At 72.4% G+C, this 23,088-nt stretch carries 21 protein-coding genes; 13 read left to right on the top strand and 8 right to left on the bottom strand.

Annotated elements, in window-relative coordinates:
* The first annotated feature begins 204 nt into the window (after positions 1–204).
* From ABD091_RS07305 to ABD091_RS07290, 4 genes are read left to right on the top strand one after another with little or no spacing between them, the layout of a single operon-like run.
* Positions 205–1,266 carry a JmjC domain-containing protein gene (locus ABD091_RS07305; RefSeq protein ID WP_343916892.1) on the top strand — a complete coding sequence of 354 codons (1,062 nt, stop codon included), beginning with the start codon at positions 205–207 and terminating at the stop codon, positions 1,264–1,266.
* Positions 1,263–2,171 (top strand): ferredoxin family protein, encoded by a 909-nt coding sequence (locus ABD091_RS07300; RefSeq protein ID WP_343916890.1) that lies wholly within the window; start codon positions 1,263–1,265, stop codon positions 2,169–2,171. Before ABD091_RS07305 ends, ABD091_RS07300 begins: the two co-directional genes overlap by 4 nt.
* A 28-nt stretch (positions 2,172–2,199) precedes the next feature.
* On the top strand, positions 2,200–3,576 hold the full coding sequence (locus ABD091_RS07295) for a cytochrome P450 (protein ID WP_343916888.1): 1,377 nt from the start codon (positions 2,200–2,202) through the stop codon (positions 3,574–3,576).
* Between the two features lie 43 nt (positions 3,577–3,619).
* Positions 3,620–4,198: a hypothetical protein gene (locus ABD091_RS07290; RefSeq protein ID WP_343916886.1), complete on the top strand. Its 579-nt coding sequence runs from the start codon at positions 3,620–3,622 to the stop codon at positions 4,196–4,198.
* 10 nt (positions 4,199–4,208) lie between these two features.
* On the opposite strand, the gene ABD091_RS07285 is transcribed toward ABD091_RS07290, so the two are convergent.
* The 3 genes from ABD091_RS07285 to ABD091_RS07275 all read right to left on the bottom strand — a co-directional run bounded on the left by ABD091_RS07285 (position 4,209) and on the right by ABD091_RS07275 (position 6,772).
* Positions 4,209–5,420 carry an MFS transporter gene (locus ABD091_RS07285; protein WP_343916884.1) on the bottom strand — a complete coding sequence of 404 codons (1,212 nt, stop codon included), beginning with the start codon at positions 5,418–5,420 and terminating at the stop codon, positions 4,209–4,211.
* Between the two features lie 10 nt (positions 5,421–5,430).
* Positions 5,431–6,276 (bottom strand): aldo/keto reductase, encoded by an 846-nt coding sequence (locus ABD091_RS07280; protein WP_343920908.1) that lies wholly within the window; start codon positions 6,274–6,276, stop codon positions 5,431–5,433.
* A gap of 79 nt (positions 6,277–6,355) precedes the next feature.
* A complete protein-coding gene (locus ABD091_RS07275) occupies positions 6,356–6,772 on the bottom strand; it encodes a hypothetical protein (RefSeq protein ID WP_343916882.1) in 417 nt (138 codons plus the stop codon).
* 263 nt (positions 6,773–7,035) lie between these two features.
* Here ABD091_RS07275 and dnaK point away from each other — a divergent pair, with 263 nt between their 5' ends.
* From dnaK to ABD091_RS07255, 4 genes are read left to right on the top strand one after another with little or no spacing between them, the layout of a single operon-like run.
* Positions 7,036–8,889 carry a molecular chaperone DnaK gene (gene dnaK, locus ABD091_RS07270; RefSeq protein WP_343916880.1) on the top strand — a complete coding sequence of 618 codons (1,854 nt, stop codon included), beginning with the start codon at positions 7,036–7,038 and terminating at the stop codon, positions 8,887–8,889.
* On the top strand, positions 8,886–9,527 hold the full coding sequence (gene grpE / locus ABD091_RS07265; protein WP_343916878.1) for a nucleotide exchange factor GrpE: 642 nt from the start codon (positions 8,886–8,888) through the stop codon (positions 9,525–9,527). The genes dnaK and grpE overlap by 4 nt, the downstream gene beginning before the upstream one ends.
* A 56-nt stretch (positions 9,528–9,583) precedes the next feature.
* Positions 9,584–10,768, top strand: coding sequence for a molecular chaperone DnaJ (dnaJ, locus tag ABD091_RS07260; protein WP_343916876.1), 1,185 nt, complete (start codon positions 9,584–9,586; stop codon positions 10,766–10,768).
* Positions 10,765–11,190 carry a heat shock protein transcriptional repressor HspR gene (locus ABD091_RS07255; protein WP_343916874.1) on the top strand — a complete coding sequence of 142 codons (426 nt, stop codon included), beginning with the start codon at positions 10,765–10,767 and terminating at the stop codon, positions 11,188–11,190. The genes dnaJ and ABD091_RS07255 overlap by 4 nt, the downstream gene beginning before the upstream one ends.
* Before the next feature lie 98 nt (positions 11,191–11,288).
* On the opposite strand, the gene ABD091_RS07250 is transcribed toward ABD091_RS07255, so the two are convergent.
* A complete protein-coding gene (locus ABD091_RS07250; protein WP_343916872.1) occupies positions 11,289–12,092 on the bottom strand; it encodes a pentapeptide repeat-containing protein in 804 nt (267 codons plus the stop codon).
* Positions 12,093–12,191: 99 nt separating this feature from the next.
* Between ABD091_RS07250 and ABD091_RS07245 the strand changes: the two genes are divergently transcribed.
* Entirely contained in the window at positions 12,192–13,499 is a 1,308-nt protein-coding gene (locus ABD091_RS07245) for a DUF445 domain-containing protein (protein ID WP_343920906.1), read from the top strand.
* Positions 13,496–14,380, top strand: coding sequence for an Abi-alpha family protein (locus ABD091_RS07240; RefSeq protein WP_343916870.1), 885 nt, complete (start codon positions 13,496–13,498; stop codon positions 14,378–14,380). The genes ABD091_RS07245 and ABD091_RS07240 overlap by 4 nt, the downstream gene beginning before the upstream one ends.
* Before the next feature lie 46 nt (positions 14,381–14,426).
* Here the strand turns inward: ABD091_RS07240 and ABD091_RS07235 are convergent, their stop codons facing one another.
* Positions 14,427–14,927 carry a response regulator gene (locus tag ABD091_RS07235; protein ID WP_343916868.1) on the bottom strand — a complete coding sequence of 167 codons (501 nt, stop codon included), beginning with the start codon at positions 14,925–14,927 and terminating at the stop codon, positions 14,427–14,429.
* Between the two features lie 180 nt (positions 14,928–15,107).
* Here ABD091_RS07235 and clpB point away from each other — a divergent pair, with 180 nt between their 5' ends.
* Together clpB and ABD091_RS07225 are read left to right on the top strand one after the other, a co-directional pair.
* Positions 15,108–17,702: an ATP-dependent chaperone ClpB gene (gene clpB, locus ABD091_RS07230; protein ID WP_343916866.1), complete on the top strand. Its 2,595-nt coding sequence runs from the start codon at positions 15,108–15,110 to the stop codon at positions 17,700–17,702.
* Positions 17,703–17,749: 47 nt separating this feature from the next.
* Positions 17,750–18,517, top strand: coding sequence for a CPBP family intramembrane glutamic endopeptidase (locus ABD091_RS07225; protein ID WP_343916864.1), 768 nt, complete (start codon positions 17,750–17,752; stop codon positions 18,515–18,517).
* Positions 18,518–18,528: 11 nt separating this feature from the next.
* Here ABD091_RS07225 and ABD091_RS07220 read toward each other — a convergent pair whose 3' ends face one another.
* Both ABD091_RS07220 and ABD091_RS07215 read right to left on the bottom strand, forming a co-directional pair.
* A complete protein-coding gene (locus ABD091_RS07220; RefSeq protein WP_343916862.1) occupies positions 18,529–19,836 on the bottom strand; it encodes a hypothetical protein in 1,308 nt (435 codons plus the stop codon).
* A gap of 107 nt (positions 19,837–19,943) precedes the next feature.
* Positions 19,944–20,345, bottom strand: coding sequence for a DoxX family protein (locus tag ABD091_RS07215; RefSeq protein WP_343916860.1), 402 nt, complete (start codon positions 20,343–20,345; stop codon positions 19,944–19,946).
* Positions 20,346–20,430: 85 nt separating this feature from the next.
* On the opposite strand from ABD091_RS07215, the gene ABD091_RS07210 reads away from it, so the two are divergent.
* Positions 20,431–21,780 (top strand): threonine/serine exporter family protein, encoded by a 1,350-nt coding sequence (locus tag ABD091_RS07210; RefSeq protein ID WP_343916858.1) that lies wholly within the window; start codon positions 20,431–20,433, stop codon positions 21,778–21,780.
* A gap of 10 nt (positions 21,781–21,790) precedes the next feature.
* On the opposite strand, the gene ABD091_RS07205 is transcribed toward ABD091_RS07210, so the two are convergent.
* Complete coding sequence (locus ABD091_RS07205; RefSeq protein ID WP_343916856.1) at positions 21,791–23,005, bottom strand: alpha/beta fold hydrolase; 1,215 nt, start codon at positions 23,003–23,005, stop codon at positions 21,791–21,793.
* Positions 23,006–23,088: the final 83 nt, after the last annotated feature.

The following is a 23,088-nucleotide window of genomic DNA, read 5'->3' as shown; positions in this document are numbered from 1 at the left end:
CGACGGTGACGGCGCGGACGCCGACGGCACCGACGGCGACGCGACCGACGGCGACGCCACCGACACCACCGACGGTGACGGCGCGGACGCCGACGGCACCGACGGCGACGCCACGGACACCACCGACGGGGACGCGAGCTGAGCGCCCTCGACCTGCTGGCCGGTGACGCCCAGACCTTCCTCGCGAAAGTCTGGGCGTCCCGGGTGCACGTCCACGACACCGACCCCGAGCCGCTGGTCGACCTGCTGTCCTTCGACGACGTCGACCACCTGCTGACCTCGACCGCGATCCGCACGCCCGCCGTCCGGCTCGCCCGGGACGGTGCGGTGCTGCCCGCCTCGGCCTACACCCGTCGTGGCGCGAGCCTCGCCGGCCAGCCGTTGACGGGCCTGGTCGACGCGCGCGCCGTGCTCGACCTCTTCGCCGGTGGCGCGACGGTGGTCCTCCAAGGGCTCCACCGCTACTGGTCGCCGCTGCGCGAGCTGACCGCCGAGCTCGAGCTCGAGCTCGGTCACCCCTGCCAGGCCAACGCCTACCTCACGCCGCCGGGGTCCCAGGGCTTCGCGGTCCACGCCGACAGCCACGACGTCTTCGTCTTCCAGACCCACGGGACCAAGCTCTGGGAGGTCCACGGCGAGGACGGCCCGGAGGAGGTGCTGCTCCGGCCCGGCCGGTCGATGTACCTCCCCACCGGCACCCCCCACGCGGCCCGCGCCCAGGAGGGCGCCTCGCTCCACGTCACCCTCGGCATCAACCAGCTGACGTGGCGCGGTCTGGTCCGACGCACGGTCGAGCCGCTGCTGGGGTCGGTCGAGGACGACCACCTGCCGGCGGGCTACCTCGACGACCCCGCCGACGTCGCCTCCGGTCTCGCCCAACGGCTGCGTGCCCTCGCGGACGACGTCGCCGCCCTCGACGGGGCGGCCGCGGTCGAGCGCGAGGTCGAGCGGTTCCTCACCACGCGCGGCCAGCTCTTCCGAGGCGGCCTCGCCGACGTCCTGGCCGTCGACGGGCTCGCTGCCGACACCCCCGTACGCCGCCGCCGTGGTCGGCCGATGGTCATGCGCGACCTGCCGGACGGCCGGTTGCGGGTGCTGCTCGGCGACCGCCACCTCGACGTCCCGGCCCGGATCCGCCCGGCCCTCGAGCACGTCCGCGCCGCCGAGTGGCTGGTGCCGGCCGACCTGCCGGGGCTCGACCAGGAGAGCCGCCTCGTCCTGGCCCGGCGGCTGGTGCGGGAGGGCCTGCTCGAGGTCGTCCGGTGACGGCGACGGACCCGGGCTTCCGCTGCGCGGTCGAGTCCGCCGGGCGCCCCGACGACCTCGCGGGCACGGCCTCCCAGGTCCGGGCGTTCCTGCTCGTCGAGGAACCCGGCCCCTGGGGCGTCGACGCCCTGACCGACAGTCGCCTCGAGGTCGGAGCCGCCCTGAAGCAGGCGGCGGCCGCGGCCGGCGTCCGACCGCTGCTGGCCCGGCGGCACGGCCGGTCCGACGTCGCCGCGGGACGGCGGGTGTTCGCGGCCTGGGCCCACCCCCACCAGCCGTGGCTCGAGACGGCCGTCGTGGAGCGCGACGACGACCTCCTCTCGCTCGACCTCGCGGCCCTCGGCCGCGGTGACTCGCCGGGACTCATGCCTTCCGACGCTCCCGTCATCGCCGTGTGCACCCATGGCCGCCACGACGCCTGCTGCGCCGAGCGCGGCCGACCCGCCTCGGCGGCGTTGGCGCAGGCCCACCCGGAGGAGAGCTGGCAGGTCTCGCACATCGGGGGTGACCGGTTCGCCGGCAACCTCGTCGTGCTGCCCCACGGCCTCTACTACGGCCGGATCGACCCGACCTCGGCCCTCACCGTGGCCGGCGCCCACCTCGCCGGCCACGTCGACCTCGACCACCTCCGCGGCCGGTCGGGGTGGGCGATGCCGGTCCAGGCCGCGGAGATCGCGGTGCGCCGCCGGCTGGGGGAGACCCGGCTCGACGCCGTCCGGCTGCTGCGTCGACGGCGCGACGCGGATGCCGGACTGACGCGCGTGGAGCTGGAGGTGGGAGGCCGGAGCTGGGCCGTCGAGGTCCGCACCACGACCGGACCCGAGCAGGCCCGGCTCACCTGCCGAGCGGGCCGCGACAACCCGCTGCCGCACCACGAGATCCGGACCGTCGAGACCCTGTCCTGATCGCTCGCGTACTCGTAGTATGCGAATCATGGCGACCTTGCAGGACGACCCCGCACGCCTCACCGCGCGTCGTTTCGCCCGGATGCGGCCCATCGATGGGGAGTCCCCGCCGCCGACCGACCGCAGCGTGCTGCCGCCGGGTCCACGCTGGCCGGTCCTGCTCCAGAGCGCGGGGCTGCTGCGCTTCCGCCATACCTTCGTGCCCTGGCTCCACCGGCGCTACGGCGACGTCTTCACCGTCCGCGTCCTGCCGAAGGGCCGACCGCTGGTGCTCTTCACCCGTCCCGAGCACGCGAAGGAGATCTTCGCCGGCGACCCCGAGGTCTTCCATGCCGGCAAGGGCAACGCGATCCTCGGACCGATCATGGGCGAGCACTCCCTGCTGCTCCAGGACTCCGCCGAGCACAAGCGCGCCCGGAAGCTCCTGATGCCGGCTTTCAACGGCCATGCCCTGCGCGGCTACGAGGCGCTGGTGACCGAGGTCGCCCGCGCCGAGGTCGCCCGCTGGCGCGACGGTGAGGAGTTCCGCTCGCTCGACCGGATGAACGACGTGACGCTCGAGGTGATCCTCCGCGTCGTCTTCGGCATCACCGACGAGCGCCGGCTGTCCGAGCTCCGGCCGCGGGTCCGCGCCACGGTCGACATCAGCCCGGTCGTCCTGCTCGGCTGGGGTTATCCGCGGCTCCAGCAGTTCGGGCCGTGGAAGCGCACGGTCGACAACGCCTACGAGCTCGACCGCCTGATCTACGCCGAGATCCGGGAGCGCCGGGCCGCCACGGACCTGGCGAGACGGACGGACGTCCTCTCCCAGCTGATCCGCGTCGACGACGACGGCGACACGCTCTCGGACGAGGAGCTGCGCGACCAGCTGGTGACGCTGCTGCTCGCCGGCCACGAGACGACCGCGAGCGCGCTCGCCTGGTCGCTCCACGAGGTCGGCCGCGACCCCGAGCAGCGGCGCCGTGCGACGCAGGCGGCCCGCGAGGGCGACGACGCCTGGCTCGAGGCGGTCCTCAAGGAGGCGATGCGGCTCCACCCCGTCATCCCGATGGTGGTCCGCACCCTCCAGCAGCCGGCGACAGTCGGCGGCCACGACCTGCCCGCCGGGGTCACGGTCGGGCCGTCGATCCTGGTCGCCCACGCCCGCGGCGACCACCACCCCGATCCCGACGTCTTCCGGCCCGAGCGCTTCGTCGGCCGCAACCCGCCGACCAACACGTGGATCCCCTTCGGCGGGGGCGTGCGGCGCTGCATCGGTGCCGGGTTCTCCCTCATGGAGGGGGTCGCGGTGCTCCGCGAGGTGCTGGCGGTCCACGACGTCGAGGCGGTGGGAGAGGACCGTCCGAAGGTCCGCAACATCACCAGCGTGCCCCTCCGGGGCTCACGGATCCGGGTCCGCCGCTGACCGGCGTTTGGTCGCTCGCCGGCCACCCGTGACAATGGGCCGCATGGCCGACCACCTCCCCGACCGCCGCGACCGCCCCGTCATCTACGGGCTGCTCGCGCTGGTCGGCGTCGCCGTCGTCGTCGGCGTGGTCATGGGCCTGTCCGCGCTCGCGGGCGCGAAGGTGCTCGGTGTCGACGGCGCCGAGGAGGCCAGCACCGGGGGAGCCGAGGCCTCGATGTACCTGCCCAAGCTCGAGAAGACCAAGGCCGCCGACGGACCGACCATGACGCTGGCCCCCGGCGAGTCCGCGCCCGCCGAGCCTGACTCGAGCCCGAGCGAGACCAAGACCAAGAAGAAGAAGGCCAAGGTCATCTCGCTCTCGGCGAGCCAGACCTCCGTGGCGCCCATGGAGCAGATCGACCTGACCGGCACCTACCCCGGCGGCGAGGGCGCGATCCTCCAGGTCCAGCGCTTCGAGAACGGGGGCTGGACCGACTTCCCGGCCTCGCCGGTCTCGGTCAGCGACCAGACCTTCTCGACCTACGTCCAGACCGGTCAGCCCGGTGCGCAGCGGTTCCGTGTGGTCGACACCGACACGGGCAAGACCTCCAACGAGGTCAAGGTGACGATCGGCGGCTGACGACCCGCCGTCACGCCGTACGCCGGGCGGCCGCCCGGGCGCGGTCGAGCGCCCCGGTCCACCGGCCCACCCAGGCTGTTCCGGCGAGGCCGAGCACGCCGATGACCAGGCAGGCCGTCGCCAGCGGGGCGACGGCGGCGACGCCCGCGACGAGCAGCGGGCCGCCGGAGTTGCCGACGTCGCCGCACAGCCGCCAGCCTCCGAGGAACTGCAGCCGCCCTTCGGTCGGTGCGGTGTCGGCGCCGATCGTCATGACGATGCCGGAGCCGAGGCCGTTGCCCGCGGCGATGAGCGCCATGACGGCGGCGACGCCGAGGGCGCCGTCGGTGAGCGGGAGCAGCAGCGCCCCGACGGCCACGCCCAGCACCACCGGGACGGCGACGACCCGTCGGCCGTGGTGGTCCATCAACCAGCCACCGGGGTAGAAGAAGGCGATGTCGATGGCCGCGGCCATCGCGAAGATCAGCGAGGTGGTCCGGGCGTCGATGCCGACGGACTCCGCCCACAGCGGCAGCAGGCCCGTCCGGACCGACCGTGAGGCTCCGATGACGACGACGGCGACGCCGAGGGTGAGGAAGGTGCGTCGGTGGTCGCGCAGCACCTGGAGGACGGGCAGGTGCCCCGCCTGCCGCTGGACCGCGCGCCGTTCCTGGCCGAGGTCGGGGACGACGGTCGCGATGGCCATCGCGCCGAGGGAGGTCGCGACGGCCAACCAGAAGACGCCGACCACACCCGTCCAGCCGATGAGGCCGGCCCCGAGGAGCGGCCCGACGAACGTGCCGACCCGGTGGGTGCCCCCGAGGGTCGAGAGCGCTCGCGCCCGGTGGTCGGCCGGGACGGCCTCGATCATGAAGCCCTGCCGGGCGATCAGGAAGGTCGTCCACGCCGCCCCGCTGACCAGGACCGCGGCGCCGAGCCCCACCACCGACGGGGTGAGGGCGGCCGCCAGCATCGCCAGGGCGTCGACTGCCCCGGCGACCTGGAGCGCCCGCTTCTCGCCGATCCGGGCGACGACGGCGCCGGCCGGGAGCGACGTCAGCAGCATCCCGACGCCGAGGAGACCGACGACGAGCGCGGCCGTGCCGACGTCGGCGCCGAGGTCCCGGGCCCGCAGTGCGAGCACCGGCATCACGGCACCGTGCCCGACGGACACGACCGCGCTCGGGCCGTAGGCCGCGAGCGCGACGTCGCGCAAGCGGAACGGCTCGGTCCCCGTCGTCACGCAGGTGGCGTCAGTCGGGGATGTAGTCGAACTGGTCGGGGTTCGGCCCGCGGCGGCCGGCCTCGCCCCGGTCGAGACCGTCGATGGTCGCCATCTGGTCGGCGTCGAGCTCGAAGTCGAAGATGGCGGCGTTCTCGCGCATCCGCTCGACCTTCGTGGTCTTCGGGAAGATGATGTCGCCGCGCTGGACGTGCCAGCGCAGCACGACCTGGGCCTTGGTGCGGCCGAGGGCGTCGGCGATCGCACCGATCTCCTCGTCGTCGTTGATCTGGCCCTGCGCGATCGGCGACCACGCCTCGGTGAGCACGCCGTGGCGGGCGTTGGCGGCACGGACGTCGCCGTTGGCGAAGTACGGGTGCACCTCGACCTGGTTGACGACCGGCACCACGCCGGTCTCCTCGACGATCCGGTCGAGGTGGGCGGGCTGGAAGTTGGAGACGCCGATCGAGCGGGCGCGGCCGTCCTTCACGAAGTCGGCGAGCGTCTCCCAGGTCGAGACGAAGTCGCCGTCGTAGCGCGTCGGCAGCGGCCAGTGGATCAGGAACAGGTCGACGTGGTCGAGCCGGAGCTTCTCCAGCGACTCCTCGAAGGAGCGGCGCGCGTCGTCGGGGCGGTGGAACCCGTTGTTGAGCTTCGTCGTGACGTAGAGGTCGTCGCGGGCGATGCCGGACTCGGCGATCGCCTGACCGACCCCGGCCTCGTTCTGGTACATCTGCGCGGTGTCGACGTGGCGGTAGCCCACCTCCAGCGCCTGGCTGGTCACCGCGGCGGTCTCCTCCGGCGGGACCTGGAAGACGCCGACGCCGAGCTGCGGGATGGCGGTGCCGTCGTGGAGCTTGAGGGTCGGGACCTGCAGGTCAGTGCTGTGTGCAGTCATGCCAGGTGTGACAAGGCGCGGGCCCGGACTATTCCGAGGCGGGGGGATCGCCGGCCGGTCAGCCGCAGCGCTTGATGCGCCGGGGCCTGAGCAGCGCCGCCTCGCTGGAGGTGCCGATGTCGGAGTCGCGGTCGCCCGCCTCGGTGGCGATGGCGACCCGCACCCGGGGGGACTTCGCCACCCGGACCTTGGAGATCTCGATCTCGCCGCGGTCGAGCCAGCCGGTGCGCCAGCGGGCGACACGCTCGTGGCCCGACCACGCCGACAGCGAGGCCCGGGCATCCGGCGTACGCCAGTATTTCCGGACCCGGCTCTTGAGGACCCAGTGGTCACCGGCGCCGGTCTTGCAGAGGCGGTAGCTCACCTGGTCGACCGGGCGGCTCCAGGCCGCCTGGGCCGCGGTGGGCGTGACGGCGGGCGTCGACGCAGCCAGCGCCAGCGCCACCAGCACAGTGGTCAGGACGGTACGTGGCACGAGGTTCACCCCCCACGGGCGCCCCGGTCATGCCTGCCCGAGGACCCTCGGTGTGGTGGTCGCCACCCCCCAGCGGCAACCTGTGGGGTCAGTGTAGGGCGGTCCGCCGACACCGCCGGCCCCGACTCCACCGCCCGCGTGTCACCCGCTCCCCGGCCCCGGGAACAACCCGTCAGGTCCTTTCGTTACAGTGGCACACATAAGTTGAGTCGAGGTGGCTCAACTCCTCAGACAGGCTCAGCTCAACCGGAAGGACCACAATCATGGCTCGTGCGGTCGGCATCGACCTCGGAACCACCAACTCCGTCGTCGCGGTGCTCGAGGGTGGCGAACCCACCGTCATCGCGAACGCCGAGGGTTCCCGCACCACCCCCTCGGTGGTGGCGTTCTCCAAGTCCGGCGAGGTGCTCGTCGGCGAGGTGGCCAAGCGTCAGGCGGTCACCAACGTCGACCGCACCATCCGCTCGGTCAAGCGTCACATGGGCACCGACTGGGACGTGAAGATCGACGAGAAGTCGTTCACGCCCCAGCAGATCAGCGCCTTCGTGCTCCAGAAGCTCAAGCGCGACGCCGAGGCCTACCTCGGCGAGACGGTGACCGACGCGGTGATCACCGTGCCGGCCTACTTCTCCGACGCCCAGCGCCAGGCCACCAAGGAGGCCGGTGAGATCGCGGGCCTCAACGTCTCGCGCATCGTCAACGAGCCGACGGCGGCCGCGCTGGCCTACGGCCTCGACAAGGGCGACGACCAGACGATCCTCGTCTTCGACCTCGGTGGCGGCACCTTCGACGTGTCGCTGCTCGAGATCGGCGAGGGCGTCGTCGAGGTCAAGGCGACCTCCGGCGACAACCACCTCGGTGGTGACGACTGGGACGCCCGCGTCGTGCAGTGGATGGTCGACAAGTTCAAGATGGGCAACGGCGTCGACCTCGCCGCCGACAAGATCGCCAAGCAGCGTCTCCAGGAGGCCGCCGAGAAGGCGAAGATCGAGCTGTCGAGCTCCAGCGAGACCACGATCCACCTGCCCTACATCACCCACGGCGAGTCCGGCCCACTCCACTTCGAGGAGAAGCTGACGCGCTCGGAGTTCCAGAAGATGACGAGCGACCTGCTCGACCGCACCAAGGCGCCGTTCCAGTCGGTGCTCAAGGACGGCGGCGTCGCGGTCGACAAGATCGACCACGTCGTCCTCGTCGGCGGCTCGACCCGCATGCCCGCGGTCAGCGAGCTCGTCAAGGAGCTGCTCGGCGGCAAGGAGCCCAACAAGGGCGTCAACCCCGACGAGGTCGTGGCGGTCGGTGCCGCCCTCCAGGCCGGCGTCCTCAAGGGCGAGGTCAAGGACGTGCTGCTCCTCGACGTCACCCCGCTCTCCCTCGGCATCGAGACCAAGGGTGGCGTGATGACCACGCTGATCGAGCGCAACACCACGATCCCCACCAAGCGGTCGGAGATCTTCACCACCGCCGACGACAACCAGCCGTCGGTCGAGATCAAGGTCGCCCAGGGCGAGCGCCAGATGTGGGCCCAGAACCAGCCGCTCGGCAACTTCGAGCTCACCGGGCTGCCGCCGGCTCCGCGCGGGATCCCCAAGATCGAGGTCACCTTCGACATCGACGCCAACGGCATCGTCCACGTGTCCGCCAAGGACCAGGCGTCGGGTCGCGAGCAGTCGATGACGATCTCCGGTGGCTCCGCGCTGAGCAAGGACGAGATCGACCGGATGGTCCGCGAGGCCGAGCAGTACGCCGAGGAGGACGCCCAGCGTCGCGAGGCGATCGAGACCCGCAACCAGGCCGACTCGCTCGTCTACTCCACCGAGAAGTTCCTCGAGGAGAACGGCGAGAAGATCCCCGACGACGTGAAGTCCGAGGTCCAGGCCGACGTCGACGCCCTCAAGGCGACCCTCGCCAACGAGGACGCCTCGGCCGAGGAGCTCCAGGCGGGGGTCACCAAGCTCGGTGAGTCCAGCCAGAAGATGGGCGCTGCCATGTACGCCGCCGCCGAGGCCGACCAGGCCGCCGCCGGCGGGACCAGCGAGGCGACCGGTGACGCCGACGACGACGTCGTCGACGCCGAGATCGTCGACGAGGACGCGCCGGAGGGTGAGTCGAAGTGACCCACCCCGGCAGCTTCGGCGACGACGCCGCCGAGATGGCCAACGAGTCCGAGGTCGAGGCGCCCGTCGCGGGCGACTCGGCCCCGGGCCGCCACCGGGCGGGCCACGCCGACCACGACCAGCCCGACACCAGCGGGGTCGACAACTGGATGGAGGAGGGCGGGCCCCTCGAGCCGTCCGACGTCACCGAGGTCGAGACCGGCGAGGAGGGGGCGGCCGGTGATGCCCGGGTCGCCGAGCTCACCACCGACCTCCAGCGGATCCAGGCCGAGTTCCTCAACTACAAGCGCCGGGTCGAGCGCGACCGCGGCAAGGTGGCCGAGGACGCGACCTACCGGGTGCTGGTGCCGATCATCGACGTGCTCGACACCGTCGACCGGGCCCGCGAGCACGGCGACCTCGACGACGGCTTCGCTGCCGTCGCCGACCAGCTCGAGCGCGTGGTGACCGGCCTCGGCCTGACCAAGTTCGGCACGCCCGGCGAGCCGTTCGACCCCAACCTCCACGAGGCCCTCTCGCACATCGGGGAGGATCCGGAGGTCGAGGTCACCACCTGCAAGGTGGTCGCCAAGGCCGGCTACCGCATCGGCGAGCGCGTCGTACGCGCCGCGCAGGTGCTGGTCGTCGACCCGGCCTGAACCGCGACCTGCCACCACACACAGGCGCCCACGTCACCGGGAGGGAGTGAGCAGCAATGAGCAGCACCGACGGCGTCCGCGCCGACTGGGCGACCAAGGACTTCTACGCCGTCCTCGGCGTCGCCAAGGACGCGAGCGCGGCCGACATCAAGAAGGCCTACCGCAAGCTGGCGCGCGACAACCATCCCGACTCCCATCCCGGTGACGAGGCGAAGCACGACCGGTTCAAGGCCGTCGCCGAGGCCTACGACGTGGTGGGCGACCCCGAGAAGCGGACGAAGTACGACGAGCTGCGCTCCGCCTACTCCTCGGGCGGCTTCGGCTTCCCCCAGGGCGGACCACAAGGACCCGGGTACGGCCCTGGATTTGACGTCAACGACCTGTTCGGCGACCGGATGCGCGGCGGTGGCGGGCTCGGCGACATGTTCGGCGACCTCTTCGGGGGCGGTCGGACGCGCACCCAGCAGGCCCGGCGTCCCCAGCGGGGCGCCGATGTCGAGAGCAGCGCGACGATCGGCTTCACCGACGCCCTCGACGGCGTGACGATCTCGCTGCGGTTGAGCTCCGACGCTCCGTGCCCGACCTGCTCGGGCACCGGCGGCAAGCCCGGCACGAAGCCCCACGTCTGCACCGAGTGCGAGGGTGCGGGCTTCGTCGTGGTCTCCGCCGGTGGTGCGTTCTCGATGAACGAGACCTGCCCCGCCTGCAACGGACGCCAGCTCGTCTACGACGAGGCGTGCCCGACGTGCCACGGCTCGGGCCGCGGCACCTCCGCCCGCACGATCCAGGCCCGGATCCCCGCCGGCGTCAAGGACGGCCAGCGGATCCGGCTCAAGGGCAAGGGTGGGGCCGGCCAGCACGGCGGTCCGGCGGGTGACCTCTTCGTCACGGTCAAGGTCCGCCCCCACGCGGTCTTCGGCCGCAAGGGCGACAACCTGACCCTCGACGTACCGGTCTCCTTCGACGAGGCCGCCCTCGGGGCCGAGGTCAGGATCCCGACCCTCGCCGGTGTGCCGGTGACCCTCAAGCTTCCCGCCGGCACCCCCAACGGCCGCACGTTCCGGGTCCGCGGCAAGGGCGCACGCCGCAGCGACGGCACCACCGGCGACCTGCTCGCCACGGTCGAGGTCCAGGTCCCCGCGGTGCTCGACGGTCCGGCCCGGGAGGCGGTCGAGGCCTACCGTGCCGCCACCGCCGGCAAGCCGCTGCGCGCCAACCTCTTCGACGAGGCGACCTCGTGAGCGTCTTCGGAGCGCCCAACCCGGAGGCGGCCGTCTACGTGATCTCGGTCGCCGCGGAGCTCTCCGGCCTCCACCCCCAGACCCTGCGCGCCTACGAGCGGATGGGCCTGATCACCCCCGGTCGCACCGGGGGCGGCGGCCGTCGCTACTCCCACCGCGACATCGAGCGGCTGCGGATGATCGCCGACCTCACCTCCTCCGGCGTCGGCGTCGAGGGCGTCCGCCGGCTGCTCGACCTCGAGACCCAGATCGACGCGCTGCGGTCACGCAACGCCGAGCTCCTCGCCGAGCTGGACGCGACCCGCGAGGCGCTGCGCCGGGCCATGTCGTCGCCCGCCGCACCGACCCTGCCCAACCGGCTCCCCGTCCTCCGCGCCGCCGACCCCGGCTCCTCCGTCGTCGTCTGGCGTCGCGGCCGCTGACCCCGCGCCCGGAATTTCTGGGTAACGGGTGATCCGGTGCGCTTCCCACGGGTTAGAGCGCGTGGGTAGTGCACCGGATCACCCGTTACCCATCTGGATCAGCCCCAGTGTCCGGGCCGGGCCAGCTGGTCGGGGATGGTGGTGTGCGCGTCGCCGACGGTCGCGTTGAGCTGTGACTGGCTGAGGAACCAGGCGTCGGCGAGCCGGGCGCCCCGGACGTCCGCGTCGCGCAGGTCGGCGCCGAGCAGGTCGGCGCGGGCGAGGTCGGCCCCGCGCAGGTCGCAGCGGATCAGGAAGGCGCCGCGCAGGTCGGCGCGCACCAGCGACCGGTCACGCAGGTCGGCGCCCGCGAGGTCGGCCGGCATCGGGTTCGCGGGGCCGTGCAGCCGCTCGGTCGCGGCCCGCAGCGCCGGGCTCACCCGGGCGCGCACGGCGTCGAGGTCGGCCGTGAGGAGGGTGGCAGGGTCGGCGTGACCCAGGGCGACGATCTCCCGGCTCATCGCCCGCGCCGCCTCCTCGGGTGAGCGCCGCTCGACCTCCGCGAGGTGGGCCAGCATCTCGTGGAGCTGGCGGACGACGCTGAGCACCGCGCCCATCTCCGCGAGCTCCGATCCGCTGGCCTCGCGCCAGTGGCGTCCGGCGTACGTCGTGCGGGTGAGGTGCTGCCCGGCCCCGAAGCAGTCGAACGAGGCGCAGCCCGACCAGCCGCTGCTGCGCAACGAGTCGTGGATGCCGCAGCGGTCGGCGCCGTCGAGGTGGCCGCACGGTGTCCCGGCCGCCTTGTCGGCTCCGAACTCGGCGCTGCGCCGGAACGGCAGCAGCACGCAGCAGAGCCCGTCGCAGCGGGAGCAGTCTGCGGAGAGCTCCGGCAGCAGCGGCAGTGACGAGTCCCCCGATCCCATCACCCCATCGTCGCACCGTCGTTAACCTCAGCGGTGCCGAACGGTGCGATCGGTGCGGATCGGTCCCTGTGGGGCGGAGGGAGGTGGGGCGTGGACGCCATGACCGATGCGGTCGTCGGCTGGCTGGGCGAGGTCAACTGGTGGGTCTTCTGGTCGATCCCCGTCTTCACCGCGGTCGTCGGCTGGCTGATCAACTGGACCGGCCTCGTCATGCTCTTCAGCCCGGTGCGCTTCCACGGCGTGCGCGTCCCCGGCCTGCGCGAGCTCACCGGGGTCCTGCCCCGGCAGGCGCAGGAGGTCCCGGGGCTGATGCAGGGCGGGATCGGCTGGCAGGGGATCATCCCCGCGCGCGCCGCCAAGATGGGCTCGATCGCCGTCGACAAGGCGATCTCGAAGCTCGGGACGCCCGCGGAGTTCTACCAGAACCTCGAGCCCGACCGGATCGCCGAGCACATCGTCGAGCTCTTCAGCCCCGAGCTGCCCGACCTCATCGACGAGGTGATGAGGTCCGAGCACCCGTCGCTGTGGCGCGACCTGCCCCCGGCCGGTCGCCGAGCGGTCGTCGCACGGGTGCGCGAGCAGCTGCCCGGCGTCGTCCACACGATCACGACCGAGATCGGCAACCACATCGACCAGCTGCTCGACCCGAAGATCATGGTGATCGAGCACTTCCGCGAGAACCCCGCGCTCGTCGTGAGGATCTTCCGTGACTTCGGCCAGCGCGAGCTCAACCTGATGGTCTGGTTCGGCGGCATCTTCGGCTTCCTGCTCGGCATCCCGGTCGCCGTCGTCGACCACACCTTCCACCAGTGGTGGCTGCTGCCGGTCATGGGCGTCGTCGTCGGCTGGGTCACGAACGCCCTCGGGATGTGGCTGATCTTCGAGCCGCCCGAGCCGCGCCGGATCCTGGGCGTCCGGGTCCACGGGCTCTTCCCGCGCCGCCAGCGCGAGGCGGCCGAGGTCTATGCCGGCATCATCGCCGACGACGTGATCACGCTCGAGAACATCGGCGACTTCCTGCTCAACGGGCCGCGCGGCGACCGGACCCGGCAGATGCTGGCCGTCGCCCTCGGCCCGGCCATCGACCAGGCCGCCGGCGTGGTCCGGCCGGCGGTGAAGGTCGCGCTCGGCCGGGGCCGCTACGAGTCGATCCGGCGGGCGATCGCGCGCGAGGGGGTCGAGCACACGCTGACGCCGTTCCGCGACCAGGACTTCAGCCGTGAGCAGGCCGCCAAGATCCGCACCCTGGTCGCCCGTCGCACCCAGGAGCTCCCGCCGCGCGACTTCGTGGAGATGATGCGCGCCGCGATCAAGGAGGACGAGTGGATGCTCTACGCCCACGGCGCCATCATGGGCTTCGGCGGCGGGGTGCTGCACCTGTGGATCTTCGGAGTGGGGGGCGGATGAGCGAGTACGACGACCCGCGGTCCCTCGGTCAGGCGGGTGGCGAGCTGCGGCTGCCGACGCCGGGCGAGGCGGCCGCCGCCCTGCCGGGGCTGGCCCGGATCGCCGGTGCGACCTGGCTCAACGCCGCCCAGTGGAGCGTCCTGACGACCGCGCGCAACACGCGGCGGCTGCTCCGCGCGACTAGTGACCCGGCCGCAGCCGCCGAGCTGGCGCACGAGCTCGGCGTGACCGTGGCGCAGGTCGTCGACGTCGCCCGCGCGGTCGCCGGCGGCGTACCGCTGCACGAGGCGGTGGCCGCGGCGGTCGCCGTCGAGGCATCGCGGGAGACCGAGGACCACGAGGACGACCCGGACGCTTCCCTGCGCCAGCGCGGCGCGGAGCTGCTCGAGCGGTCCCGCGACGTGTGGCACGAGGAGGACGAGCACCCGGCCTACGGCCGGATCCTCGGCGACCTCGCTCCCGACGAGGCACGCGTCCTGGTGCTGCTGATGACCTCGGGGCCCCAGCCGAGCGTCGACGTCCGCACCGGCGGACCGGTCGGCAAGCTCAACAGCCAGCTGATCGCGCCCGGGTTGACGATGATCGGCGCCCGTGCCGGCTGCCGCTACGTCGACCGGGTTCCGGCCTACCTCAACAACCTCCACCGGCTCGGACTGGTGTGGTTCTCGCGTGAGCAGCTGACCGACCCGATGGAGTACCAGGTGCTCGAGGCGCAGCCCGACGTCCTCGCCGCGCTCCACTCCCAGCGGTTCACCCGCGTCGTACGACGCAGCATCCACCTCACCCCGTTCGGCGAGGACTTCTGTCGCGCTGTCCTCGTCGAGCCCGGCGACGACACCAACTACCCCGCCCACCAGGTCCCCGACGACGGGGACGACTGAGGCTGCAGGATTCCCCGGCCATCAGGGGATTCCTGCAGCGGCCGAACTAGGGGTACTCGTGGTTGAGCGGGTAGGGCCGCACGACCTTGACGGCGCCGGCGTGGGCGACCTTCTCGAGGTGGATGTTGATGGTGCGGGGTGAGACACCCTTCTCGATGAAGCCGACGGCGCCGGCCTCCATCGCGGCCTCGACCATCCGGGTCGCGCCGATCGCGGAGACCACCACGAACTTGGTCGGCCAGTGGGCCTCACGCAGCTGCGGCAGCAGCTCGAGCCCGCCGATGTCGGGCATGTGGAGGTCGACGAGCACCAGGTCGGGCTCGCCGTCCTTGACCGCCTGGATCGCCGAGGGGCCGTCCCCGCCCTCGCCGACGACCTCGTAGCCGCCGACCTCGAGCCCCATCCGCATGAAGTCCCGCGCGTCGGGGTCGTCGTCGATGATGACGACCTTGAGCTTGGGGCCCTCCGGCTCGGGGGGCGTCTCGGGCTCAGGGGCGGCGACGGGCGTCTCGTCCCTGCGCTTGCCGAAGAGCTTGCCCAGCGCCATGGCGTGCAGTCCTCCTCCATCGGCCCCCTGGGGGCAGGGCCGTCTGGTGGATAGTAGCCCTCGACGAGCCCCGACGTCCGGACATCCACGCCGTCGGAAATCGTCAGAGTTGAGTGGAACAGACTCAACTCTGTGCGCGTTGACGAGGTGGGAGCACACGAGCAGAGGAGGGGCCCGACCGTGAGCCAGTTCGGAGCCGAGAAGTTCACCACCCGCAGCCGCGAGGCGATCGAGGCCGCGCAGCTGTCCGCGACGACCGCGGGCAACACCACCACCGACCCGCTCCACCTGCTGGCCGCACTGCTGCGCCAGGAGGGGGGTACGGCGCGGACGCTGGTCACCCGCGCCGGCGCCGACGTCGACGCCCTCACCAGCCGCGCGGAGCAGGCGCGCGACGCGCTGCCGCGCGCCAGCGGGGCGACCGTGCAGCAGCCGGCGGCCTCGGCGGCGCTCACCCGGGCGCTCGCCAGCGCCCTCGACCTCGCCTCGTCGATGAAGGACGACTTCGTCGCCACCGAGCACCTGCTCATCGCCCTGGCCACGGTCGAGTCGCCGGCGCAGGGCCTCCTCGTCGACGCCGGGCTGAGCGCCGACGGGCTGCGCGAGGGCCTGACCGCGGTCCGCGGCAACCGCCGCGTCACCAGCCAGGAGGCCGAGTCGACCTACGAGGCGCTCGAGAAGTACTCCGTCGACCTGACCCGTGCCGCGGAGGAGGGCCGCCTCGATCCCGTCATCGGCCGCGACTCCGAGATCCGGCGCGTCGTCCAGGTCCTCTCGCGGCGTACGAAGAACAACCCGGTCCTCATCGGCGAGCCCGGCGTCGGCAAGACGGCCGTCGTCGAGGGGCTCGCCCAGCGCGTCGTCGCGGGCGACGTCCCCGACTCGCTCAAGGGCCGCCGGGTCCTGAGCCTCGACCTCGCCGCGATGGTCGCGGGTGCGAAGTACCGCGGCGAGTTCGAGGAGCGGCTCAAGGCCGTGCTGGAGGAGATCAAGGACGCCGGCGGGCAGGTCATCACCTTCATCGACGAGCTCCACACCGTCGTCGGTGCGGGCGCCGGCGGCGACTCCGCGATGGACGCCGGCAACATGCTCAAGCCGATGCTGGCGCGCGGCGAGCTGCACATGATCGGCGCGACCACACTCGACGAGTACCGCGAGCGGATCGAGAAGGACCCTGCCCTCGAGCGCCGCTTCCAGCAGGTCTTCGTCGGCGAGCCCAGCGTCGAGGACACCATCCAGATCCTGCGCGGCATCCAGGAGAAGTACGAGGCCCACCACGGCGTCCGGATCACCGACGCCGCGCTCGTCGCGGCCGCGACCCTCTCCGACCGCTACATCACCGGCCGCCAGCTGCCGGACAAGGCGATCGACCTGATCGACGAGGCCTCCTCGCGCCTGCGCATGGAGCACGAGTCGAGCCCCGAGGAGATCGACCAGCTCCGCCGCAGCGTCGACCGGCTCAAGATGGAGGAGTTCGCGCTCGCCAAGGAGGCCGACGACGCCTCGAAGGAGCGGCTCGAGGTGCTGCGCCGCGAGCTCGCCGACCAGGAGGAGGAGCTGCGCGGGCTCGAGCTGCGCTGGGAGCGGGAGAAGGACCAGCTCCAGGGCGAGGGCGAGCTCCGACGCCAGCTCGACGCGCTCAAGGTCGAGGCCGACAAGCTGATGCGCGAGGGCGACCTGGCCGGCGCCTCGGAGATCCAGTACGGCAAGATCCCCGAGCTCGAGAAGCAGATCGCCGAGGTCGAGAAGGCCGAGGCCGTCGACATCGAGCCGCTCGTCGGCGAGGAGGTCGGGGCCGAGCAGATCGCCGACGTCGTCGAGGCGTGGACCGGCATCCCGACCGGGAAGATGCTGCAGGGCGAGACCGCGAAGCTGCTCGAGATGGAGCAGGTGATCGGCGAGCGGCTCATCGGCCAGCGCGAGGCCGTCACCGCGGTGAGCGACGCCGTACGCCGCTCGCGAGCCGGCATCTCCGACCCCAACCGGCCGACCGGGTCGTTCCTCTTCCTCGGACCGACGGGCACCGGCAAGACCGAGCTCGCGAAGTTGCTGGCCGACTTCCTCTTCGACGACGAGCGCGCGATCGTCCGGATCGACATGAGCGAGTACTCCGAGAAGCACTCGGTCTCGCGGCTGGTCGGTGCGCCTCCCGGCTACGTCGGCTACGACGAGGGCGGCCAGCTGACCGAGGCGGTGCGGCGGCGCCCCTACTCCGTCGTCCTGCTCGACGAGGTCGAGAAGGCCCACCCGGAGGTCTTCGACATCCTGCTGCAGGTCCTCGACGACGGCCGGCTCACCGACGGCCAGGGCCGGACGGTCGACTTCCGCAACACGCTGCTGATCCTCACCAGCAACCTGGGCTCCGGCTACCTCGTCGACCCGACGCTCGACCCGGACAAGAAGCGCGAGTCGGTGATGGCGGTCGTGCGGGCGTCGTTCAAGCCCGAGTTCCTCAACCGGCTCGACGAGATCGTGCTGTTCGACGCGCTGTCGAAGGACGACCTGGCCCACATCGTCGACCTCCAGCTCGCCCTGCTCGAGAAGCGGCTCGCGGTCCGGCGGATCACGATCGAGGTCACCGACGCGGCGAAGTCGTGGCTCGCCGACACCGGCTACGACCCGGCGTACGGCGCCCGACCGTTGCGGCGGCTGATCCAGTCGGCCATCGGCGACCCGCTCGCGCGGCGGCTGATCGCGGGCGAGGTCACCGACGGCGGTCGGGTGACCGTCGACGTCGGCGCCGCGCCCGACGAGGCCGGGCTGGTGCTCCACTGACCGCGCGGACGTGGTGGCGCCTCCCGGACACCCCGGTGCCGGGAGGCGTGCCCGACCTCGCGAAGGCGCTGCTCTGGACCGAGCTCGCGCTCGTCCTGCTCGTCTCGCTCGGCCGGTCGGCGGTCTACTCGGTGGTCAACCTGGTCGGTGCGCTGACCGCTCCCGGCCCGCTGTCGTCACAGGCCGCCAACCTCAACAACACGCTCGCGCCCGACCGGCCCTGGCTCGACCTCACCTACCAGCTGCTCCGGATCGGCTTCGCGCTCGTCCCGGTCGGGCTGGCGGCCTACCTCCTGGTGCGGTCGGGCAGCCGGCTGCGCGACGTGTGGGCCCGCGAGGGTGGCTGGATGGGACTCCGCGACTGGGGTCGCGGCGCGCTGCTGGCCGCCGGCGTCGGCTCGGTCGGCGTCGTGTTCTACCTCGCGACGTTCGCCCTCGGCACCAACCTCACCGTCGTCGCCCAGTCGCTCCCGGGCGCGTGGTGGCAGGTGCCCGTGTTGGTCCTCGCCGCGGCCGAGAACGCGGTGCTCGAGGAGTTCGTCGTCCTCGGCTTCGTGCAGGTCCGGCTGCGCCAGATCGGCTTCGGCGACTCCGCGGCGATCGGGCTGGCGGCGCTGCTGCGCGGCAGCTATCACCTCTACCAGGGCCTCGGGGGCTTCGTCGGCAACCTCGCGATGGGGCTGCTGTTCGGCTGGCTGTTCCGCCGGTGGGGTCGCGTCATGCCGTTCGTGGTGGCCCACACGCTGCTCGACGTCGGTGCGTTCGTCGGCTACGCGGCCCTCGCGGGCCGGGTCGACTGGCTGCCGACGCTCTAGGGCGCGGGGCCCTACGACGTCGGGAACCGCCCGAGCCGGGCGTGGTACTCCCCGCCGAGACGGGTGGTGTCGCTGCCGACGTAGAGACCCTCGGCCTGGGCCACGAGCTCCTCGGCGCCGACGCCGCGGGTCCGGCCCGGGTTCCACGACCGGATCGCCCGGCCCGTCGCCGGGTCGACCGCGCCGATGCCCTCGGCCGAGAAGGCGCCGGGGGTGGCGCTGTCGCGCCCACCGCAGTTGTCGAGCCACCGCTGGTGGCCCCCGAGGTAGACGGCGGAGGTGGTCACGGCCACGGAGTAGAGGGTGTCGCCGCCGGTGCACTGGAGCCAGGTCTCGGTCGACCCGGGCCCACCCGAGGTCTCCCACCGCGTGGCGGAGTCGCACAGGCTGCTGGCGTTGCGGTCGGGCGAGCCGCCGGTGGTCACCACCACGAAGAAGCTGCCGGTCGGCGAGAACTCCACGTCGCGCATCTGGGTGTCGAACTTCTGGTAGCACGGGAAGGCGTCCGGGCCGCCGCTCGGGCCGTTGCGGAACCGCGAGGTCGACCACGGGGTCAGGCTGCGGGTATCGAGGTCGAGCATCGCGACCTGCTGCCGCAGCTGTCCGGCCACCTGGCGGAAGTTGCCGAGGATCACGAGACGACTGCCCCCCGCGTCGGCGTCCATCTCCACGATGCTGGGCTTGGTCACCGTGCCGTTGCTCTTCGTCCGGCCCACGGTGACCGGGACGTCAGCGGAGTCCAGCGACCCCGACGAGGCGTTGAAGAACGCCAGGTTCTGGCGCGGCGCACCGTTGGCCTTGCCGAACCGGCCGCCCGCGACCAGTGTGTTGCCGCGGACGATCACCTTGTTGACGACGCCCGTCGTCTTGGCCGCGAAGGTGCTGACCCGGGTCCCGTCGGAGCGCAGCATGGCCACGCTGCGCTGGGCCGTGCCGTTCACCGTCTTGAACCGGCCGCCGATGATCAGCGACGAGCCGTCGGGGGCGGGTGCGATGCTCTCGACGACGCCGTCCAGTGACGGCGCGAAGTCGAGCACCGCTCCGGTCTGCCGGTCGAAGGCGAAGAGGTAGCGGCGGGTGTAGCTCGTGGCCTGGTTGGAGCTGGTCACGCCGGTGAACGTGCCCCCGACGTAGACGCGGGAGCCGATCGTCGCGATCGCCTGGACGCTCCCGTTGGTCACGTGGGGCGTGGTGTTGACGGGGTTGTCGGACACGACCTGGGTGAGGGGATACCCGACCGCGGCCACCGGGGCCGCCAGCGGCGCACAGACCAGGGCAAGGCCCGTCACCAACGCCGTCATCCACGGGCGTCGTCGCATCTGGTTGCTCCTCAGGCTCGGTTGACGAGCCCCAGGTCGGCACCCGTCCACTCCGGCCATTGGCACATGGCGCCAGCGGCACGGCGATCCCTCGGGCAGGCTTTCCCCTACTTTGGGGGGCGGCGCCGGAACCAGCCGCCGCCCCACAGGGCCCACGCGACGAGCACCGGCTGGAAGAACAGCCGGACGAGGCGGGCGCGGTCGGTGTCGAGGCCGAACGCGTCGGTGCCCTCGACGTACTGCGCGACGTTGCCGGGGAAGATCGCGACGAAGAAGGCTGCCAGCAGCCCGCCGACGAGGCGGCGGTGGCGCGGCAGGGCCACGAAGGCGGCGCCGAGACCGATCTCGACCACGCCCGAGGCGACGACGGTGAGGTCCTCGTCGACCGGGAACCAGTCCGGGACCTGGGCCTGGAACTCCTGGCGCTGCGTGGTCAGGTGGAGCACCCCGGCCCCCACCATGGCGGTGCCGAGGAGGACCCGGGCGACGGTGCTGGGGAGGCTGCTCATGACCTGAGACTAGGGCCCGGATGGTGGCATAGATCTCGTGCTCGAGGGTTGGGTCGCGGGGGGTCCCGGCTGTCACGCTTCAACCATGACCACGAGCGAGCTCCGACCCCGGCCCAGCCGGGTGCCGTCGATGCCCGTGCTCGACCTCGCGATGCGTATCGGCGACCACTTCCTGGCCTCCGGCATGTCCGCCAACGACGTCGTGGTCCAGATGCTCCGCGTGACCCGGGCCTACGGGCTCACCGGCGTCCACGTCGACCTCACCTACACCTCGATCACGGTCACCCACCACCGCGGCCCGACCCGGACGCCGCTCACGGTCAGCCGCGTCGTCCAGCCGCTCGTCGTCGACTACACCAAGGTGCGCGACCTCGACCGGCTGCTCGGCCTGATCGAGGAGGGTGTCGACATCGCCGAGGCCACCGCGGAGTACGACCGGATCTCGTTCCAGAAGCCTCCCTACCCGCGCTGGCTCTCCGGGGCCGGCGCCGGCGGCATCGCCGCCGGCGTGACGCTCACCTTCTCCACCTCGTGGCTGCTGGTGCTGGTCTCGTTCCTCGCGGCGGTCGGCATGGACCGGCTGCTGATGTGGCTCTACCGCCACCGCGTCCCCCCGTTCTTCAGCCAGGCGCTGGTCGCGGGCGGGATGACCATGGTGGCCGCCGGCGTCGACCAGCTCGGCCGCCGCGGCGTACCCCTCTTCGAGGAGCTCGACCCGACCCTGATCGTCGTGGGCGGCATCGTGATGCTGCTCGCCGGCGTGATGATCGTCGGCGCCGTCCAGGACGCGATCGACCAGTTCTACGTCACCGCCTCCGCGCGCGTCATGGAGGTCGTGATGCGGACCGCCGGCATCGTCGCCGGCATCGTCGTCGCGCTGAACTTCCTCGAGAGCCAGGGCGTCGCCTTCGAGATGATGAGCAGCCCGATCTCGACCGCGCCCGTCCTCGCGCAGTACGCCGGGGCCGGGGTCATCTGCCTGTCGTTCGCGATCTACTGCTACGCGGATGTCGCCACGGCGGCGCTGACGACGGCGATCGGCCTCGTCGGCTGGTCGGTCTACCTGACCCTCGCGGCGACGGAGGCCTCCGAGGTGCTGTCGAACGCGACGGCGGCCTTCGTGGTCGGCGCGCTCGCGACGGTCGCCGTCCGGGGCACCAACGCACCCGGCTTCGGCATGGAGTCCGGTGCGCTGCTGCCGCTCGTGCCGGGCCTGATGCTGCTGCGTGGGCTGCTGACGATGATGGAGAGCGACCCCGCCAACCCCGCGATCGTCGCGGGCGGCCGGACCCTCTTCATCGCGCTGCTCGTCGCGCTCGGCATCGCGGCTGGCGCCACCCTCGGCACCTATCTCTCCCGGCCGGTCGACGACCAGCTGCGCCGCCTGCGCAAGCGGGTCAAGGTCGCCGGCCGCCCCCGCCCGCCCGTCACCTGACGCGCCGGGTTCAGGCCTCGCCGGCGAGGCCGATCAACCGGTCGAGCACGCCCTCGCCCGACACACGCAGGCCGCTGTGGAGCCACTCGTTGGTGATCCAGGGCTCGGCGCGGGGGAGCAGGTCGGCGGTGGCGAGGGAGTACTCGCGGAGCACGAAGGGGTCGTCGTGGTAGACCGCGGCCGCGACGGGGACGTCGGCGCGGCGCAACGCGGCCTCGCTGTAGAGCCGCGGCCACGGGTGCTCGGCGAGCTCGTCGGCCAGCCCGGCGTACTGCTCGAGGCCAGGGACCTGCTCGAAGTGCCAGCGGAAGAGATGCTCGCCGGTGAACAGCCCGTCGTCCTCGTCGTACGCCGCCGGGCGGACCCGCTCGGCGGCCCACCGTGTCGGGTGGCCGTCGGAGCAGGACGACTCGTGGAGGAAGGTGTAGATCGGGTTGCGCGGGGTGAAGGGCACGCCGGACGCGACGTCGTGGGCGAACGCCGGTGAGGTCGGGTCGAGCTCGAGCAGGTGGTGGATCTGCTCGGATCCGCCGTCCATGCCGAGCTTGCTGCCGATCGTGAGGATCCGCTCGGGTGACAGCGTCACGCCCCCGGGGAGCCGCACCCGGCCCGCGCGGGCGGCGTCGAGCGCGCGCCGCAGCCGGTCCCGGTCGTCGGGCCACCGGTGGTGGTGGCGCAGGCTGAGCTCGACCATCCGGTCGAACGTGGCGGCGTAGACCTCGTCGGGGGAGACGCCGACGGGCGGCAGCCCGCCGGTCATGTGCACGCTCAGCAGTGACTCGGGAGCCAGGCAGAGGTAGGACGTCGACGTGAAGCCGCCGAACGACTGGCCGAGCAGGCTCCACCGCTCGACGCCGAGGTGCTCGCGCAGCAGCTCGCAGTCGCGCACGATCGCGTCGGCGCGGAAGTGGGTGAGGTAGGCCGCCTTCGCCGCCACGTCGTCGCCCGGGATCTCGTCGTAGCCGCCCACGGGGGTCGAGCGGCCGGTGCCGCGCTGGTCGAGCAGCAGGACCCGGAAGTCGCGGAGCGCGCGGGTGATCCACGCGTGGCCGGTGTGGGCGTTGGGCCGGGGGCTCTCGGACCCCGGGCCGCCCTGGAGGAAGACCAGGAACGGTCGGTCCTCCCCGCCGGGCTCCACCACCTCGCGGGCATAGAGCGTCAGCGTCGGCCCGGACGGGTGGGCGTGGTCGACGGGGACCTCGAGCAGGTGGTCGATCTGCCTCATGCCGCTCATGCTGGCACGCCGACCGGGCACTGGGGCGCCCCTCGGTGGGCCGGGAGCTGCCCGGTCAGCGCCGACGGTGGGCC

It is taken from the genome of Nocardioides aestuarii (genome assembly GCF_039527245.1).
GTDB lineage: Bacteria > Actinomycetota > Actinomycetes > Propionibacteriales > Nocardioidaceae > Nocardioides > Nocardioides aestuarii.
This window is presented reverse-complemented; position numbering and strand designations above follow the sequence as displayed.